Source organism: Curvibacter sp. AEP1-3, assembly GCF_002163715.1.
In the GTDB taxonomy this organism is placed as follows: Bacteria; Pseudomonadota; Gammaproteobacteria; order Burkholderiales; family Burkholderiaceae_C; genus Allorhodoferax.
In genome coordinates this window covers 617,967-635,095 of record NZ_CP015698.1, presented here as the reverse complement: position 1 = coordinate 635,095, position 17,129 = coordinate 617,967, and the positions used below count along the sequence as shown (strand labels likewise).

The following is a 17,129-nucleotide window of genomic DNA, read 5'->3' as shown; positions in this document are numbered from 1 at the left end:
CCATGCGACATTCTTCAAGTAGCCGGCGAGTGTGGATGCTTGTCTTGGCCTTGTCCGGCCTGGCACTGTGGGCGCCCGCCGCCGTCGCCCAGCCCAAGCCCTGCGCACTATTGCTGATGCACGGTAAGTGGGGCCACCCGAACAACCTCGCTGGTTTCGGCCGGCAAATGGAGCCCGCCTGCGACACGCAGAGCATCGAAATGCCATGGTCCCGCCGACGCAATTACGACCAACCATATCCCGTCGCCATCACCGAGATCGCAGCCCAAGTCAAAGCGCTGCGCGACAAGGGCTACGCGCGGGTGCTGTTGGCAGGACACAGTTTTGGGGCGAATGCGGCCATGGCCTACATGGCGACCCAAGGTGATGCTGATGGAGTGATTGCCCTGGCACCGGGGCATTCGCCGGCTTTCACCTATGGCCGGGGCATCGGCAAGGCGTCTGTGGATCAAGCGCGCCAGATGGTGCTTGAAGGCAAAGGCGCAGAGATGCTGGACATGGAAGACTTTAACCAGGGCAAGTCGCGCCCCGTGCGCATGCGGGCGGATGTGCTGCTGAGCTACTTTGATCCTGAAGGCTTGGGGCACATGCCCTTGAGCGCGTCCAGGTTCAAGAAAGCAGTGCCCTTTGTCTGGGTGATCGGCACCAAGGACCCGCTGTATTCCGCTGGTCCTTCTTATGCATTCGAGAAAGCGCCAGTAAACTCTGCCAGCAAGTACCTGGTGGTGGACGCAGACCACATGGGCACGCCGGAGGTGGCAGCCATGCAAGTGTTGGAATGGGTGAGGGCGCTGCCATGACTGCCCAATGCATCATGGTGCTGGGCACCACCAGTGGCGCCGGCAAAAGCTGGCTGACGACTGCGCTATGCCGCTACTACGCGCGGCAAGGGCTCAAAGTGGCGCCCTTCAAAGCGCAGAACATGAGCAATAACGCAAGAGTGGTTGCGTCTGTGAATGGGCAGGGTGAAATAGGTTCAGCCCAGTACTTCCAATCGCTCGCCGCGAACGCGGTTCCTGATGTGCGCATGAACCCCTTGCTGTTGAAGCCTGAGCGCGACACCCACAGCCAGGTGGTGCTGATGGGCCAGGTAAGCCCCGAACTCACGAACTTGCCTTGGCGCGGTCGCAGCCTCAAGGTGTGGCCCCAGATCGCGGCGGCACTGGACGAACTGCGTGCTGAAAACGATGTGGTGGTGATCGAGGGAGCCGGCTCACCCGCCGAGATCAACCTCTCCAGCAGTGACATTGTGAACATGCGGGTGGCCAAGCATTGCAACGCAGCTTGCTTGCTGGTGACCGACATCGACCGCGGTGGTGCGTTTGCGCACCTCTATGGCACCTGGGCCTTGCTGCCCGAGGATGAGCGGGCCTTGATCAAGGGCTTTGTGCTCAACAAGTTCCGCGGTGATGCTTCGCTGTTGTCGCCGGCCCCTGAGATGCTGCAGGAAATGACTGGCGTACCTACGGTGGCTGTGCTCCCCATGTGGTGGCAGCACGGCCTGCCGGAGGAAGACGGCGTGTTTGACGACCGCAGTGTGGCGCGCGGTTCGGTCAATCTGACTGTGGCGGTGATTGCCTACCCGCGTATCAGCAACCTGGACGAGTTCCAACCACTCAAGAATATTCCGGGTCTCAGGTTGCAATGGGTGCGCAGCCCTAGCGAGTTGGCGGGCTTGAAACCTGGCGACTGGATCATCCTGCCCGGATCCAAGCACACTAGTGGTGACTTGGCGTGGTTGCGGGAACAGGGGCTGGATGCTGCGGTGGCGCAGCATGCGGAGCGGGGTGGGGCGGTATTGGGGGTTTGTGGTGGTTTGCAGATGTTGGGCGAGGCGTTGATTGACCCGCACGGGATCGATGGCAATGCGCCCGGACTGGGCTTGTTGCCGCTGGTGACGGTGTTTGCGGAGGACAAGACGGTTCGGCATACATCCACGCGATTTACCTCTTCTTGGCAGGCGCAAGCCGAAGGAGGCATGGCCGGGGGCCTCATGCTGCCAAACGCGCAGAAATCGGCCCCCGGCCATGCCCCCTCCGGCTCGGGTGTTGGCAGGGGTGATGCCAGAACAGCTTCTCCTTGGGCTTCACTAGCGGGTGTGCCTGTGTCCGGCTATGAAATTCACCATGGTCAAACAGCCCAGCATGTAGCTATGGCTGTGGCAGGCAACTTGGCCCAAGCCGTCTTGCCCGACGACCTCGGCTGGTGCAATGCCGCCGGCAACGTGATGGGCGTTTACTTGCACGGTATGTTGGAAGATGCCGCTGTCTTGCAGGCCTTGTTCGGTGCGCGTTTGCAGGGTGAAGTGCCTACTTTGGACAAGGTGTTTGATGGTTTGGCGGACTACATCGGAAACCACTTCGACGCGGGCGTGTTGGACGCAATGGTGGCGCGTTAGCAGAGCCTTGTGAGGTGCGGTTGTTCACTAGAGCACTGCTATCATCGACGCCTTCAGGTGCCCCTTGCCACGGTTTGGGGAGAATCGGGAAGACGGTGTGAATCCGTCGCGTGCCCAACGCTGTAAGGATGATGACTCGCGCTCAATGCCACTGGCCGCCAAGGCCGGGAAGGCGCGTCGGGTCAGGTGATTCCAAGCCAGAAGACCGGCCTGATGTTGTTCATGCACAGCAAGGCCGGGCTGTGCTTCTTTGATTCAGCACAGGGGAATGCCATGAATTCATCGTCGGCGCACGCCGCATCGGGCCTGCACGCCCAATCTACCGATTTTCCAAACGACACCGCAGCCGCGTGGGACCTTGCTCGCGGGCGGACTGTCTTGGCCGATATTGCCGATCCGGCATTGACGCAAGCGCTGCAGGACACGCTCAATAACAAAACCAAACCGCTGGGTTCACTCGGGCGCCTGGAAGAGGCTGCGCTCAAAATCGGCCAAATTCTTGGTAGCACTGCGCCGGCGCTGGAGCATCCGCAAATGGTGGTGTTTGCGGGTGATCACGGGCTCACGGCCCGCGGCATTTCGGCATTTCCGAGTGATGTGACCTGGCAGATGGTGGAGAACTTTCTGGCCGGTGGCGCGGCAGTGAGCGTGCTCTCCAAACAGAATGGCATTGCCTTGACGGTGGTGGATTGCGGTGTGAAGCACGACTTTCTGGCTGGCTTACCCGCGGGTGCTACGAGGGTCGGCTTGCAGGTGCGCAAGGCGTCTGGTGCAGAGCGGGGCACTGCGGATTCGTCTACACAGCCCGCGATGACGTCTGCCCAGCGTGACCAAGCCTTGCAACATGGCATGGAGCTCGCAAAGGGCTTGCCCGGCAATGCTTTGCTGTTGGGGGAGATGGGCATAGGCAACACATCGGCCGCTTCCATGTTGCTTTCGCATTTGGGCGGCTTGGACATTGCGGTGTGTACCGGAGCCGGTACCGGCTTGGATGCGCCGGCGGTCCAGCGCAAAACTGAGGTGCTGCGCGAGGTGCTTGCCTTGCATGCCGGTGCGACCGCGCCGCTGGATGCTTTGGCAGCCCTCGGTGGCTTTGAGATCGCGACCATGGTGGGCGCCGTGTTGCAGGCGGCCCATGAGCGGCGGGTGATTGTGGTGGACGGCTTCATTGCCACCAGCGCCATCGTGGTGGCGCATGCCTTGCAGCCATTGGTCTTGCAACGTTGCGTGTTTGCGCACCGCTCCGGGGAGCGCGGTCATGAGTTCATGTTGCAGCACCTGGGCGTGCAGGCGCTGTTGGACCTGGGGCTGAGGTTGGGCGAAGGCTCCGGCGCTGCATTGGCGTGGCCGCTGCTGCAGTCCGCCTGCACCATTTTGCGCGACATGGCGAGCTTTGCTTCGGCGGGCGTGTCTGAAAAGGCAAACGGCCCGGTGCCGGTGGCCTGAACTCGGCATCTCACAACAATGCGCAGTTTCATTCGCCATTACTTGTTGGCTCTGCAGTTTTTCAGCCGTGTGCCGGTGACCGGTCGCTTGGCGGATTGGGTGGGCTTCAGCCCGGCCATGCTGCGCGCCAGTGCCGCGCACTTTCCCGGCGTGGGCTGGCTGGTGGGGGGGGCGGTAGCGCTGCTCACCTGGGGCTTGTGGGTCCTGCTGCCGCCCAGCCCTTATTCACCTCTGGTGGCAGCTGCCTTGGGTACGGTCTTGAGCGTGGTGATGACCGGCGCCTTCCATGAAGATGGTTTGGCCGATGTGGCAGATGGACTCGGCGGCAGCCTGAACCGGGAACGTGCTCTGGACATCATGAAAGACTCCCGCGTGGGAGCCTTCGGTGCCATTGCCGTCATGCTGGCGCTGCTGTGCAAAGTGGCGCTGCTGGCCCTCCTGGGCTCGCTAGGCGCCGGGGTGATGGTGGGGGCGGTGTTTGCGGGGCATGTGGTGTCGCGCACCTGGCCGCTTTTGACCATCCGCCTGCTGCCGCATGTGGGCGATACCGCGCAGTCCAAGTCCAAACCACTGGCAGACCAGATTTCTTTGCCCGCTTTGCTCGTGGCTGCAATGTGGTGTTTTGGGGCCTTGGCGCTCACCGCTGCTGCGCCGGCAGCTATTGAAATGGCAGCAATACCATTCTCTGCCTCGGACTGGTGCCGGGCATTGCTCGGTGGCGTGTTGGCTGCAGCAGTGGCATGGCTTTGGATGTACCGCTGGTTTTCACGGCGTTTGCAGGGCTTCACCGGTGACTGCCTGGGTGCCACACAGCAGGTGTGCGAAATAGCCTTCTACCTCGGAATGGCCTGTGCGCTTGGGGGCGCTGCGTGACGCTGTGGCTGGCCCGGCACGCCAAGGTCATGGCGGAGCCCGGCCTGTGTTACGGCGCGTTGGAGCTGGGTAGTGAACCAGCCGCCACACAGGTGGCCGCCAGCGCCCTTGCGCAGGAACTGCCGCTTGGCATTCCCTTGCGGTGCTCGCCACGTGTGCGCTGTCGCGAGTTGGCGGCGGCGTTGCGCAGTGTGCGGGCAGACTTGCCTGAAGCAGTGATCGACGCCCGGTTGGCCGAGATGGACTTCGGCCACTGGGAGGGCAAGCGCTGGAGCGACATAGGCAAGGATGCGGTGGACGCATGGACGGCGGACTTCTGGGCCCATCGATTCGGCGGGAAGCAGAGCTTGGCGGAGTTCATGGCAGGAGTTTCCGAGGCGTGGAAGGAGCACTTGCAACGTCAGCAGGATGAGGTATGGATCACGCACGCCGGTGTCATCCGGGGCTGCGATCTCCTGCATCGGGGCTTTTGGGGCCCTGTTCAGTCACACGAGTGGGTGGGTCCAGAAGTGCCCACGGGAGCCTGGTTGCGTTTGTAAGGGTCTATTAACGATAAAAAATCGTTAATGAACTTGTAACGATGTTCGCGCGGCTCTCGGTATTTCCCCTAGTGTAGAACGCAAGAAATCTGGTGGACACTTCGTCTACTGTCCGAACTAACTCATGCAGTCCATGGGCGGCGGTAGGAAAAAGTTGATTCAACACAGACGCCCATACCGGGTAATTATTCTGGAGACATACATGAAATTTCAACGTCAATTGACCGCTTTGGCACTGGCCATGGCAGCCGGTTCCTCTTTTGCTCAGCTGACCGTCGGCGTGAGCTTCGACGCGTACCAGGAAGAACGCTGGAAGACTGACGAAGCAGCTATCAAGGCCGAGTTGGCCAAGAGCGGCGCCAAGTACATCATGTCTGACGCTGGTTCCTCTACCGAAAAGCAATTGACTGACATCGACAGCTTGATCGCCAAGGGCGCCAAGGTCCTGATCATTCTGGCACGCGACAAGGACGCCATCCTGCCTGCCGTGAACAAGGCCGCCCAGCTGAAGATCCCAGTGATCGCTTATGACCGTTTGTTCGAAGCTCCCGGCACCACCTACATCACTTTCGACAACAAGGAAGTGGGCCGCATGACTGCACGTGCGATTTTGGCTGTCAAGCCAAAGGGCAACTACGCCATCATCAAGGGTGATCCAGGCGACAACAACGCCAACTTCCTGCGTGAAGGCCAAGGCGAAGTTCTGGAAGCCGCAATCAAAAGCGGTGACGTGAAGATCGTTGGTGAAGAGTTCACCGCCGGTTGGAACCCACAGAACGCCCAGAAGAACATGGAACAGATCCTGACCAAGAACGGCAACAAGGTTGACGCCGTTGTGGCTCAGAACGACGGTATGGCCGGTGGCGTAGTGGCTGCTTTGACCGCCAAGGGCATGCAAGGCATTCCAGTTTCCGGTCAAGACGGCGACCACGCTGCTCTGAACCGCGTGGCTCTGGGTACCCAGACTGTGTCCGTGTGGAAGAACTCTGCTGACCTCGGTACTGCTGCTGCCAAGGCTGCTGTGGAACTGGGTTCCGGCAAGCCTGTGACCGGTGCGGGTGACTGGGCTGGCGGCCCCAAGAAGGTGACTCTGAAGTCCATCTTCCTGAAGCCTATCCCTGTGACCCAAGCCAACCTGGATGTGGTATTGAAGGCTGGCTACATCAAGAAGGACGTTCTGTGCAAGGGCGCAGACGTATCCAAAGTGGCTGCTTGCAAGTAAGCGTTTTTTCTAACTTTTGTTAGCCATTCACCGCGGGCCGGGCTTGTGCTTGGTGCCCGCGGTGTCGTTTTAGAACTCCGTTTTCGGTTTCGTTTGGGGAAGTCAATGAATCAAGCTCTAAAAAACTTGAAGCATTCGGCCATCGATTGGCGCATGGTGCTGATGACCGCAGTGTTGGTGGTCACCACCGTTGTTTTTAATGTTCTGTCTGGCGGTATCTTTTTCTCTGCCGAAAACCTCTACAACATTGCGCAGCAGACTGCGGTGGTCGGCATTCTTGCGACCGTCATGGTGCTCATTATTGTGGCCCGTCACATCGACCTCTCTGTCGGTTCGGTGATGGGTTTTGTGGGTGTACTCATTGCATTCTTGATGTACACCTTGGACTGGTCTTGGCCAGCGGCATGCTTGGCCGGTTTGGCTGCTGCCATCCTGACCGCGGTGTATCAAGGTGTGTTGACGGCTTATGTCGGTGTGCCGTCTTTTGTGGTCACCTTGGGCGGATTGATGTCCTTCCGCGGCGCCGCTTATCTTGTGGCTGATGGCAAGACCCAGCCATTGTCCGATCCCTTTTTTCTGAAGCTTGGCGGTGGCTTTAATGGTGGCATAGGCACAACAGCCAGCTGGATTCTGGGTGGCGTGATCTCCTTGTGCATTGTCTTGTCCATGCTCGCCAAGCGCCGCTCCAAGCAGCGTTATGACGTACCGACCAATCCTTTGGGACTGGACATCGCACTGTCTTTGATTCCCATCGTTCTGGTAATGGGTTTCGTTGCGGTGATGAATGCATACCAAATCCCCGGCAAGGATGACGCTCAGGGCGTACCCATTCCCGTGTTGATCTGGGGTGCTGTGGCCGTGATCATGGCGTTCATCGTGCACCGTACGCGCTTCGGCCGTTACGTGTTTGCCATGGGCGGCAACCCTGATGCTGCAGCCTTGGTGGGTATTCCCGTCAAGCGCGTCACCATGATGCTATTTCTGCTGTTGGCGGTGCTCACAACCATCGCCGCGATTGTGGCGATTTCCCGTCTGAATGCCGGTACCAACTCCCTGGGTAACAACCTCGAGTTGCTGGTGATTGCCGCGACGGTGATCGGCGGCACAGCGCTGGCGGGCGGTAGCGGAACGATTCTGGGCTCCGTGTTGGGTGCCCTGATCATGCAATGTATTGACAGTGGCATGTTGCTGCTGGATGTGTCCATCGGTACCCGCTATGTGATCATCGGCCAGGTGCTCATTGCAGCTGTGGTCTTTGATGTGGCTTATCGCAAATGGACGGGAGATGTGCTGTGAGCGCCAACATGGAAACTACTAAAACCAAAGCCGCCGTGGACACCAGCAAATGCCTGGTGGAAATGCGCAACATCAACAAGGCGTTTGGTGGTGTGCATGCGGTGGAAAACGTCAGCATCAACCTGTACCCCGGCGAAGTTGTGGCCGTGCTGGGTCACAACGGTGCCGGTAAGTCCACCCTGATGAAGATGCTGGCCGGCGCGTATCCCATCGATAGTGGCGACGTCATCATCAACGGCACCAAGGCCCACATCCGCACACCTGCGGATGCGCAGGCCGCCGGCATTGAATCCATCTACCAGACTTTGGCGCTGGCCGACAACCTGAATTCGGTGGCCAACCTTTTCCTCGGACGTGAACTGCTCACTCCCTGGAGGACATTGGATGACCATCGCATGGACGCCGATGCCCGCAAGGTCTTTCAACGCCTGAACAAGAACTTCAAGAACTACCACACGCCTGTGCGCCGCCTGTCCGGCGGTCAACGTCAGGTGGTGGCGATTTCGCGAGCCATTTACTTCAATGCCCAGATCCTCATCATGGACGAACCCACAGCGGCTCTGGGCCCTGAGGAAACGGCAATGGTGGCCAAGCTCATTGAGCAGCTCAAAGCGGAAGGCGTCGGCATTTTCCTGATCAGTCATGACATGCACGACGTGTTTGCGCTGAGTGACCGTCTGGCTGTCATGAAAAACGGCAAGGTGGTAGGTACCTACCGCACCCAGGACGTGACCGAAGATGAAGTGTTGGGCATGATCATTCTGGGCAAGAAGCCGGAAGGCAAACCGGAGTGTGAGCGCAATCCGAAGTAATCCGGTTTTCTGTGCTGTTCCTTGAGTGTTGAGCACATTGCATGAAAACCACGGGTGATTTGCAGTTGCTCAAGCGGATCAATCGCAGTGTTTTGCTGCGACTGATCCGCAGCCAGCCCGGCCTTTCAAGGGCCCGTTTGGCCACTCTGAGCGGCTTGACCAAGTCCACAGTGAGTGGTTTGGTGCGTGAACTGCTGGACGAACACTGGCTCACTGAACCTGAAGCGCCTGTGGCGGGGCAGGGCATGGGCAGGCCTTCTACCCCGCTCCATATCGATGCAAACAAACGCGTGTTGGTGGGGATCGAGATCGCGGTCGATTGCGTGCGCATCGTCTCCGTTTCGCTGACCGGACAGGTGCTCAGCCACAAAGAAGCGTTGCTGGACGACCCGCGGCCTGCCAGTGCATGCAAGCTGGCAACTCAACTTCTCCGTGTTCTCACCAAACAGTTGGATCTCAACCAGATGTTGTTGTCCGGTGTAGGCGTATGTCTGCCCGGCGCTATCGATGACGCTGGGGGCATTGTCAGATTGGCACCGAATCTCGGTTGGCGCAATGTGCCTTTTTTGGAGATGGTGGCGCAAGAGTTCGGCAAACTCGGTATTCCAGCAGCACATATTCACTTACAGAATGATGGCGATACCGCCGCCCTTGGGGAGTACGAATTCGGGGGCGGAGGCAATGAAGATCCGCTGATTTTTTTGAATTGCGATGTCGGTGTGGGTGCCGGTGTGGTGCTTAACGACAGGCTTTTTACCGGTGCGAGGGGTACGGCCGGTGAAATCGGACACAGTATTTTGCAGGTCAACGGCCCGTTGTGCTCCTGCGGGCGCCGGGGTTGTGCAGAGGCATTTGTGGGTGCACGTGCTCTCAAAGAGCAAACGAGCTTGGAACACGCCGCGCAGTATCTGGGAATGATGCTGCAAAACCTGGATGCAATGTTTAACCCACGGGTGATCGTGGTTGGCGGGCGTTCCACGGTCGATCATCCGGGTCTCGTGGAGGCTGCCCGCAACACCCAATGCGCCTACGCGCAGTCTGCGGGAATGCAAGCGCCTGAAGTTCGGCCTGCACGCTATGGCTTGCACGCCGCCGCGGTAGGTGCAGCTGCCATGGTTTTACACCAGTTCTTGCGTCCGCTTCTGAAAGAAGCGAATTATGTGTCCGGTCATTGATGCACTTAAGGTTTCAATTATTTGATGGAGGAGTTTCGATAATGACGTTCAGAAAGATGGGGTACGTGCTGGTCGCGACCTTGATGCAGCAAGCGTTTGCGCAGGGGGGAGCGTTGCCCGCAACGCCCAAGTTTGTGGAGGAAACAGAAACTTCAGGCCTGCAGATCCGCTTTGAAGGACAGGATGAGTTTATGGTCGGCGGTGGTGTTGCTGTGTTTGATTGCGATAGCGACGGCCTGCCCGAGATGTATGTCACTGGCGGTGTGAACAAAGCCAAGTTCTATCGCAACAAGAGCACCCGCGGAGGTCCGATCAAGTTGCAAGAGCAGCGCTCGAATATGGAGCTGACCAATGCCACCGGTGCTTACCCGATAGACATTGATGCGGACGGGAATGTTGATCTGGTGGTTCTACGTGTTGGCGAGTTGGCGGTTTTCCGGGGCTTGGGGCAATGCAAATTTGAGAATGCCAACGCGCGTTGGAACATTCCGCCCAGCAATGATTGGCACACCGCGTTTTCTGCTACCTGGGAAAAAGGGCAGACCTTGCCGACCATGGCCTTCGGCAGTTACTACGACCGCAGTCGTCCTGATTTTCCATGGGGTACCTGCACTCCCGGTTTCTTGATGCGGCCGGACGCCACAGGCAAGGCCTATGGCGCACCCGAAAAACTCGCACCGGGTTATTGCGCACTCAGCATGTTGTTCTCTGATTGGAATCGCAGCGGACAAGCCAGCCTCAGAGTCGCCAACGACCGCGAGTATTACCAGGGCGGGCAAGAGCAATTGTGGAGGGTAGCACCGGGTGCACCGGCGAAGTTGTACACCGAGCAAGACGGATGGAAGCAACTCCAAGTCTGGGGCATGGGCATTGCCGGACATGACATTGATGGTGATGGCTACCCTGAGTACTTCATTACCAGCATGGCGGACAATAAATTCCAGAAGCTGGAAGCTGGGCCCGGTAAACCAAGCTACATCGATCAGGCTTACAAGCGCGGTATCACGGCACACCGTCCTTATGTGGGTGGCGATTTCCACCCCAGCACAGCCTGGCATGCCCAGTTTGCGGACGCCAACAATGATGGCTGGGCTGACCTTTTCATTGTCAAAGGCAATGTCTCATCGATGCCCGACTTCGCCATTTTGGATCCCAACAACCTGCTGCTCCAGGAGCCTGACGGGCGCTTCACGGAGGTGGGGCAGCAGGCGGGTGTCGCCAGTTTCAAGCGCGGGCGGGGCGGCATGATGGCGGATCTGAACGGAGACGGTCTGCTCGATATGGTGGTGGTGAACCGCCAGGACAGAGCACAACTGTGGCGCCACGTAGGTGCAGGGACAGCAGAGAAACCTGCGCCCATGGGCCATTGGCTGCAACTTCGTTTGCAGCAAGGCGGTGGCAACCGGGACGCCATAGGCGCCTGGGTGGAGGTGGATTTGGGCGGCCGCATTGAACGCCAGGAACTCACCATTGGTGGTGGCCATGCAAGCGGCCATCTCGGCTGGATGCACTTCGGCCTTGGTAACGCTAAAGACGTGAAGGTCCGCGTGCAGTGGCCAAATGAAGATTGGGGCCCATGGCTTAACGTGGCATCTGATGCGTTCTATGTCGTCAACCGGGAGACAGGTGTTCAAGCCTGGAAAGCACAATGAAAATCCGAACCCTTGTTTTGGCCATGGCGGCATCTTTTGCCACTTTGCAAAGTCCCGTGACTTTGGCCCAGTCCACCCCTGCACCCGTAGCTAAGCCAGCCAATGCGTATAGCTCCGGGGTGGTTTATGACTGGTTTTTCCTTGCGCTGCAACTCATTCAGCAAACGCCCGGATTCAGCCCGCCGGTGGCTTCCCGGGCGCTTGGTTACATGGGCTTGACGCTTTATGAGTCCGTCGTGCCGGGCATGCCCGGCTACCAGAGTCTGGCCGGGCAACTCAATCAGTTGAGCTCGCTGCCATGGGCGCAGCCAGATGAGCCTTTGCATTGGCCCACGGTCGCAAATGCATCTCTAGCGACGATGACGCGCATGATGTTCAGCAACGCTAGCCCTGAGAACAAGGCGCGCATTGACACGCTGGAACGCAGTCTGCCCCTGAAATACACACAGGACTTTGATCCCAACAGCGTTACCGCGGAAATCACCAACCGGTCCGAGACTTTTGGCAAATTGATGGCCATGGCGATCATGACTTGGGCACGCACGGATGGCGGCCATGAAGCCTGGGGGCCTATCCGCAGGCATCAGCAGAACTATGTCCCGCCCAGTGGAACCGGTAAATGGTCTGCCACACCTCCGGCCTTTGCGGCGCCGTTGTTGCCCTATTGGGGCAAGAACCGTCCCTTTGTGATGAAGACAGCAGATGACTGCCCGGCACCCATGCCACCCGCCTATTCTGAGGAACCGGGCTCTGCGTTCTACAAGGATGGCATGGAGGTCTACCAGATCAGTCGAGCAGCAACCCAAGAGCAGCGCCAATTCGCACTCTATTGGGCGGACGACGCCGGCAAGACGCCTACGCCAGCGGGTCATTGGGCTTATGTTGCCAACGATTTGCTTCGCGCAAAGAAGGCGGATTTGGGCTCAGCGGCAGAAGTGTTTGCCCGCCTGAATATGGCCATGTCCGATGCCTTCGTGGCAGCGTGGAACACCAAATACAAGCTCAATGTGCTGCGTCCCGTGACATATGTGCAGCTGGTCATCGACAGCAATTGGACACCCAGTTTGATACCTACGCCACCGTTCCCTGACTATCCATCGGGTCACTCAGTGCAAAGCAGTGCGGCTGCCGCGGTGCTGGGCAAAGAGTTTGGTGCGAATACGTCTTTTGTCGACAACACCCACAATGACCGGGGATGGGGTCCACGGACGTTCAAGAGCTTCAAGGAAGCGGCGGATGAAGCTGCTGCATCCCGTGTTTACGCCGGCATTCACTACCGCTTCGCCAGTGATGGCGGAAAGCCGCAAGGCCAGTGCGTAGCGGACAAAGTTTTGGCATTGAAATTCAAGCGCTGATTCGGAAACAGTAAAGGGACCCGAGGGTCCCTTTTCTTATTGTGTCGTTGCCTCAATCTTGAGGGTCGACAACGCGGGGCTTGTCAGCTTGAAAGAAGCGCGGAAATGTCGCTGAACAACTCTGGGTCCGGAACGCTGTTCACCAATTCCTCAGCGTTCAAACCCAAGAAACCCATAACTTGCGGCGACGAACTTGATACTGCTTCCTTGATGGCTGCATGGTCATAGCTTTGGTCTGCCCATAGGGCTGCCAAATGCACGACTGCACACAAGCGGGACTGATTCACGGCGGCCAAGGCATCTGCGCAGTGACCCAAGGCCAGGACCACTTCTTCGGGGAAATCCCAACGACGGGCCACCTCGCCGGTAATCTGGCCCTCGTCAAAGCCGATCAGTTCACGCTCTCGCTTCCATCGCTCCCCGGGGGCGCGTGGAAGTTGTTCAATGGGGGCAATGATGTCCGGGCTGTGCATGGACAACACCAATTCACCCAATCGCAGCATCATGGCGGTGAGCCAGGCCTGCTGCTCATCCAGACCGGTTTTGTGGGCCAGAAACTTCGCGTAGCCCGCGCATACCATGCTGTAGCGCCAGAACTCCAGGCGGTTGATGCTTTCGGGCAGCTTGAATACCTGCGACATGCAGATCCCCAGCGCACGGGCACGGATCTGCGCCATGCCGACCACGCTGACGGCGTTGTCCAAGGTTGTGACAGAGCGGGACAAGCCGAACAGGGCACTGTTGGCCATGCGCAGCAGGGTCGTGGTCAGGGCAGGGTCTTTGGCGATGATGTCACGCACGGTCACTACGTCCGCATCTTCATCATTAAGAGTACGAATCAGCGCATGGGCCGCCTCCGGCATCACAGGCAATTTGACCGTTTGGATGAAAGTATTGATATCCGCCATGAAGCTTCGCTGGTTACTAGGTTCTGTCAGCCCGCGGGTGCGGGGGTCTTGAGTTTATATCCGCAAGCTTGATTTACGCTGCATTGCCAACACAAAGGTTTGCGGGCTTGGCAGACATAACGCCCATGCAGGATAAGCCAATGGTGTGCGTCAACCATGTAGCGCGCCGGTATGCGTTTGAGCAACTTCAGCTCAACCTCCAGCGGTGTCTTGCCGGGCGCCAGTCCCGTGCGATTGCCCAAGCGGAAAAGGTGCGTGTCCACTGCCATGGTCGGTTGACCGAATGCCACGTTCAACACCACATTGGCGGTTTTGCGCCCCACACCCGGCAGTGCTTCCAGGGATTCCCGGTCCGCAGGCACACGCCCTCCATGCAGATCCACCAGCATGCGGCAGGTTTCCATCAGGTGCTTGGCTTTGCTCCGAAATAGCCCGATGGTCTTGATGTGTTCCTCCAAACCCGGCAAACCCAAGTCCAGAATTCGTTGCGGTGTATTGGCTATGGCAAACAGCTTGCGGGTCGCTTTATTGACCCCTACATCGGTCGCTTGCGCCGACAACAAAACGGCCGCCAGCAACTCGAAAACAGAGCTGAACTCCAGCTCGGTTTGCGGGTTGGGGTTGGCGGCCTGCAGGGTGGCGAAAAAGTCTTCTATCTGGGCAGGTTTCACAAGGCAGTGATGTTTACAAAAGATTCTTCGTTGGGGAATTTCGCGTGCAGCCAGTCGACGTCCAGCATCAGCGCAGAAATCACTTCGGAAGGCAGAGTATCAATGACATCGGGACCGTTGTGGTCTGTCTCTGCCATCAACCCCGCGAGATGGATTACCCCGGCAAGTCGGGAAAATCCATGGGTAGTGACCGGTTCGGCCGATTGGGCCAGCGCCTGCACCATCTGGGGCGGGAAATTCCAGCGACGTGCCAGCTCGGAAGTAATTTGTCCCTCGGTAAAGCCGGTGAGCCGGGCTTCACGTTGCCAACGCACTCCGGGAATATGCGGCAGCTTCTCAATTTCCTGCAGCACCTCCGGCTCTGCTTGCACGATCAGCAACTCGCCCAAGCGCAGCATCATGCCGGTGAGCCAGGCTTGTTGCCCATCCATGCCCAGGCCTGTCGCCAGCCACTGGGCGTAACCCGCGCAGGCCATGCTGGTACGCCAGAATTCTTTACGGTCAAGACCCGGAATCGTTGGAAAAGATTCGCTCAAACAAGCGCCCAGCGCTAAAGTACGCACCTTCGACATGCCTACCATGGTGATAGCATCATCCAGACTGCTGACGCCGCGGGGCAAGCCGAACTGGGCGCTATTGGCCAAGCGCAATAGCTTGGCCGAAAGCGCCGGGTCTTTGGCAATGAGGTCACGTATCTCGGGGATGCCCGCACTATCGTCATTCAGGGATTGAATGAGTGCGTGGGCCACCTCAGACATGGATGGCAATTTCACGGTTTCAAAGAACGCTGCGAGCTGGGTCATGTCGTCTCCTGGTTAATGAAAGTGACCGGTGTCGATGACAATTTACCTGAAGTAGGGCGCCTTGAGAATCTGGTTTTGCTCGGGTTATTAATATTTTTTTGTTTGAATTGTGAAATTAAATATGCAATTTGCAGATCGGTTGAACAACGTCGAAAGCTCCGCCATCCGTGAACTGTTCAAGCTGCTCGGCAAGCCGGGCATCATCAGTTTTGCTGGCGGTTTCCCCGATCCCGCCTTGTTTGACGTCGAAGGCATCCGCGAATCAACTGACGCAGTTCTCAAGAACATTCCCGGCCCGGTGCTGCAGTACGGCGCTACCGAGGGCTTTCAACCGCTGCGCGAAGGCATCAGCCGACACATGGCCGGTAAAGGCGCAACGGTGGCGCCCGATGGCTTGATCGTGACTACAGGTAGCCAGCAAGCGTTGGACCTGATCGGCAAAACCATGATCTCTCCCGGTGACAAGGTCATCATGGAGGCTCCCACATTTCTCGCCACTATCCAGTGTTTCCGCCTCTACGGCGCACATGTCATCGGTGCACCGATCGACGCGAACGGTGTGGATGTGGACAAACTTGAAGCCCTGATTGCAGAGCACAAACCCAAGCTGGTTTACTTGATCCCTTCTTTCGGCAACCCCAGCGGAGCCATGTTGAGTCTGGAACGCCGCAAACGTGTATTGGAGATTGCTGCCCGCACCCAGACCCTGGTGGTGGAGGATGACCCGTACGGAGAGCTGTTTTTCGACCAGGCGCCACCGCCCAGCCTGCTGGCCTTGAGCGACGAAGTGCCTGGCAGCCGCGATTGGCTGGCGCACTGCGGCTCCTTCAGCAAGGTGCTGAGTCCGGGCCTGCGAGTGGGGTGGTTGATTGCACCGTCGGCTTTGCTTAGCCGTGCCACCATGTGCAAGCAGTTCAGTGACGCGCACACCAGCAATTTGACCCAAGCGACTGCCGCGCACTACCTCACGCTCAATCGCTTGCCGACCGCTTTAGCGGCCGTGCGCGCAACCTACGCAGAACGCGCCCGTGTGATGGCTGCACGCTTGCAAGCGGAACTGGGCGATGCCATTGCATTCGATGCACCCCAGGGCGGCATGTTTTTCTGGGCACGCCTGACCGGTGCCAATGGCAAGCCCACCCACGCAGGCGATTTTGCGAAGCGTGCCATCGACAAACTGGTGGCCTTTGTACCCGGCGCGCCGTTCTACGCACACGATCCCGACCAGACGACTTTGCGCCTGAGTTTTGCCACGGCGGATGTGGCCAAGATTGAGGAAGGGATTGCGCGCCTCGGTCAGGCGCTGTAATACGACCATCCGGCCTTTGAATTTGCGGTGGTCACTGCAAATTCAAAGTTTACGGAGTTTGGTTGCAGGCACCATGCCGCTCACGTTGGACAACTGAACGACCAACTCCCCGCGGCGGAAAATGACGTGTCTCACGGTGTCCCGCACACCTTGGTACTCGACGTAATCGCCTGCCTTGTAGGCTGGCACATCAGGCACTACCGGTACGACGGGTACCGCGCGCGGGCGCCTGTAGCCCGGCATGCGCCGTCCGACCTCATGGTTGTCCTGTCCCCATTGCTCCAATGCTTTGCCCATGGCGGTCTTGATGTCTGCCGCCGCAAAGGGCTTGGCCAGTTGAAACATGGCGCCGGCGTTGCGGGCCAAGGTGTCCAGCTCTTCATCCAACCGGGCGCTCATCAGGGCCCAGCGCAAATCAGGTGTGCCTTTTTTTACCTCCGCAGCCAACTGCAATCCTGTGGTCTGTTCTTTGGAAAAGCAATCGGTGAGCAAAAAGTGGGGCGCCTGCTCCCGCGCCGATGCGAGAGCTGCCTCTGGCGTAGAGGCCACCGCCACCCAGGCCGGCTCAAAGCCATAGCCGGTGATCAGGTTTCTGGCAAAAGTTTGTAATGCAGGGCTGCTGTCAGCAACCAGAAAACGCACGGCAGACATACGGTAAGGTGTAGGGGAA

Annotated in this window: 16 protein-coding genes and 1 riboswitch; of the genes, 12 read left to right on the top strand and 4 right to left on the bottom strand. The window is 58.5% G+C overall.

The genetic code is table 11. The features are described from left to right. Positions 1–2: 2 nt before the first annotated feature. The 11 genes from AEP_RS03055 to AEP_RS03005 all read left to right on the top strand — a co-directional run bounded on the left by AEP_RS03055 (position 3) and on the right by AEP_RS03005 (position 12,768). A complete protein-coding gene (locus AEP_RS03055; protein WP_198301891.1) occupies positions 3–800 on the top strand; it encodes an alpha/beta fold hydrolase in 798 nt (265 codons plus the stop codon). Further along, the gene (locus AEP_RS03050) at positions 797–2,398 is read left to right on the top strand and encodes a cobyric acid synthase (protein WP_087497157.1); all 1,602 of its coding nucleotides are present in this window, start codon (positions 797–799) and stop codon (positions 2,396–2,398) included. Before AEP_RS03055 ends, AEP_RS03050 begins: the two co-directional genes overlap by 4 nt. A 38-nt stretch (positions 2,399–2,436) precedes the next feature. Continuing rightward, a riboswitch (cobalamin riboswitch) is annotated at positions 2,437–2,626 on the top strand. Beyond that, positions 2,612–3,844 (top strand): nicotinate-nucleotide--dimethylbenzimidazole phosphoribosyltransferase, encoded by a 1,233-nt coding sequence (gene cobT / locus AEP_RS03045; RefSeq protein ID WP_232459913.1) that lies wholly within the window; start codon positions 2,612–2,614, stop codon positions 3,842–3,844. (Overlaps the previous riboswitch by 15 nt.) Positions 3,845–3,862: 18 nt before the next feature. Next, positions 3,863–4,717: an adenosylcobinamide-GDP ribazoletransferase gene (locus AEP_RS03040; RefSeq protein ID WP_087494029.1), complete on the top strand. Its 855-nt coding sequence runs from the start codon at positions 3,863–3,865 to the stop codon at positions 4,715–4,717. Further along, on the top strand, positions 4,714–5,256 hold the full coding sequence (locus tag AEP_RS03035) for a histidine phosphatase family protein (protein ID WP_087494028.1): 543 nt from the start codon (positions 4,714–4,716) through the stop codon (positions 5,254–5,256). Before AEP_RS03040 ends, AEP_RS03035 begins: the two co-directional genes overlap by 4 nt. 202 nt (positions 5,257–5,458) lie before the next feature. Beyond that, positions 5,459–6,478: a substrate-binding domain-containing protein gene (locus tag AEP_RS03030; RefSeq protein WP_087494027.1), complete on the top strand. Its 1,020-nt coding sequence runs from the start codon at positions 5,459–5,461 to the stop codon at positions 6,476–6,478. A gap of 105 nt (positions 6,479–6,583) precedes the next feature. Continuing rightward, positions 6,584–7,774: a sugar ABC transporter permease gene (locus AEP_RS03025; RefSeq protein ID WP_232459912.1), complete on the top strand. Its 1,191-nt coding sequence runs from the start codon at positions 6,584–6,586 to the stop codon at positions 7,772–7,774. A gap of 8 nt (positions 7,775–7,782) precedes the next feature. Continuing rightward, a complete protein-coding gene (locus AEP_RS03020) occupies positions 7,783–8,586 on the top strand; it encodes an ATP-binding cassette domain-containing protein (protein WP_087497154.1) in 804 nt (267 codons plus the stop codon). 41 nt (positions 8,587–8,627) lie between these two features. After that, positions 8,628–9,761: an ROK family protein gene (locus tag AEP_RS03015; RefSeq protein WP_087494026.1), complete on the top strand. Its 1,134-nt coding sequence runs from the start codon at positions 8,628–8,630 to the stop codon at positions 9,759–9,761. Between the two features lie 41 nt (positions 9,762–9,802). Beyond that, positions 9,803–11,413 carry a CRTAC1 family protein gene (locus AEP_RS03010; RefSeq protein ID WP_198301890.1) on the top strand — a complete coding sequence of 537 codons (1,611 nt, stop codon included), beginning with the start codon at positions 9,803–9,805 and terminating at the stop codon, positions 11,411–11,413. Further along, positions 11,410–12,768, top strand: coding sequence for a vanadium-dependent haloperoxidase (locus AEP_RS03005; protein ID WP_087494025.1), 1,359 nt, complete (start codon positions 11,410–11,412; stop codon positions 12,766–12,768). The genes AEP_RS03010 and AEP_RS03005 overlap by 4 nt, the downstream gene beginning before the upstream one ends. A gap of 83 nt (positions 12,769–12,851) precedes the next feature. On the opposite strand, the gene AEP_RS03000 is transcribed toward AEP_RS03005, so the two are convergent. Genes AEP_RS03000 through AEP_RS02990 form a run of 3 tightly spaced genes read right to left on the bottom strand, consistent with a single transcriptional unit; the run spans position 12,852 to position 15,150 of the window. Then, entirely contained in the window at positions 12,852–13,676 is an 825-nt protein-coding gene (locus AEP_RS03000; RefSeq protein ID WP_087494024.1) for an HDOD domain-containing protein, read from the bottom strand. Between the two features lie 26 nt (positions 13,677–13,702). Further along, positions 13,703–14,347 (bottom strand): endonuclease III, encoded by a 645-nt coding sequence (nth, locus tag AEP_RS02995; RefSeq protein WP_087494023.1) that lies wholly within the window; start codon positions 14,345–14,347, stop codon positions 13,703–13,705. Then, entirely contained in the window at positions 14,344–15,150 is an 807-nt protein-coding gene (locus tag AEP_RS02990; RefSeq protein ID WP_087494022.1) for an HDOD domain-containing protein, read from the bottom strand. Before AEP_RS02990 ends, nth begins: the two co-directional genes overlap by 4 nt. Positions 15,151–15,271: 121 nt before the next feature. On the opposite strand from AEP_RS02990, the gene AEP_RS02985 reads away from it, so the two are divergent. After that, positions 15,272–16,459, top strand: coding sequence for an aminotransferase-like domain-containing protein (locus tag AEP_RS02985; protein ID WP_087494021.1), 1,188 nt, complete (start codon positions 15,272–15,274; stop codon positions 16,457–16,459). A gap of 42 nt (positions 16,460–16,501) precedes the next feature. On the opposite strand, the gene AEP_RS02980 is transcribed toward AEP_RS02985, so the two are convergent. Next, positions 16,502–17,110, bottom strand: coding sequence for a response regulator (locus AEP_RS02980; protein ID WP_087494020.1), 609 nt, complete (start codon positions 17,108–17,110; stop codon positions 16,502–16,504). Positions 17,111–17,129: the final 19 nt, after the last annotated feature.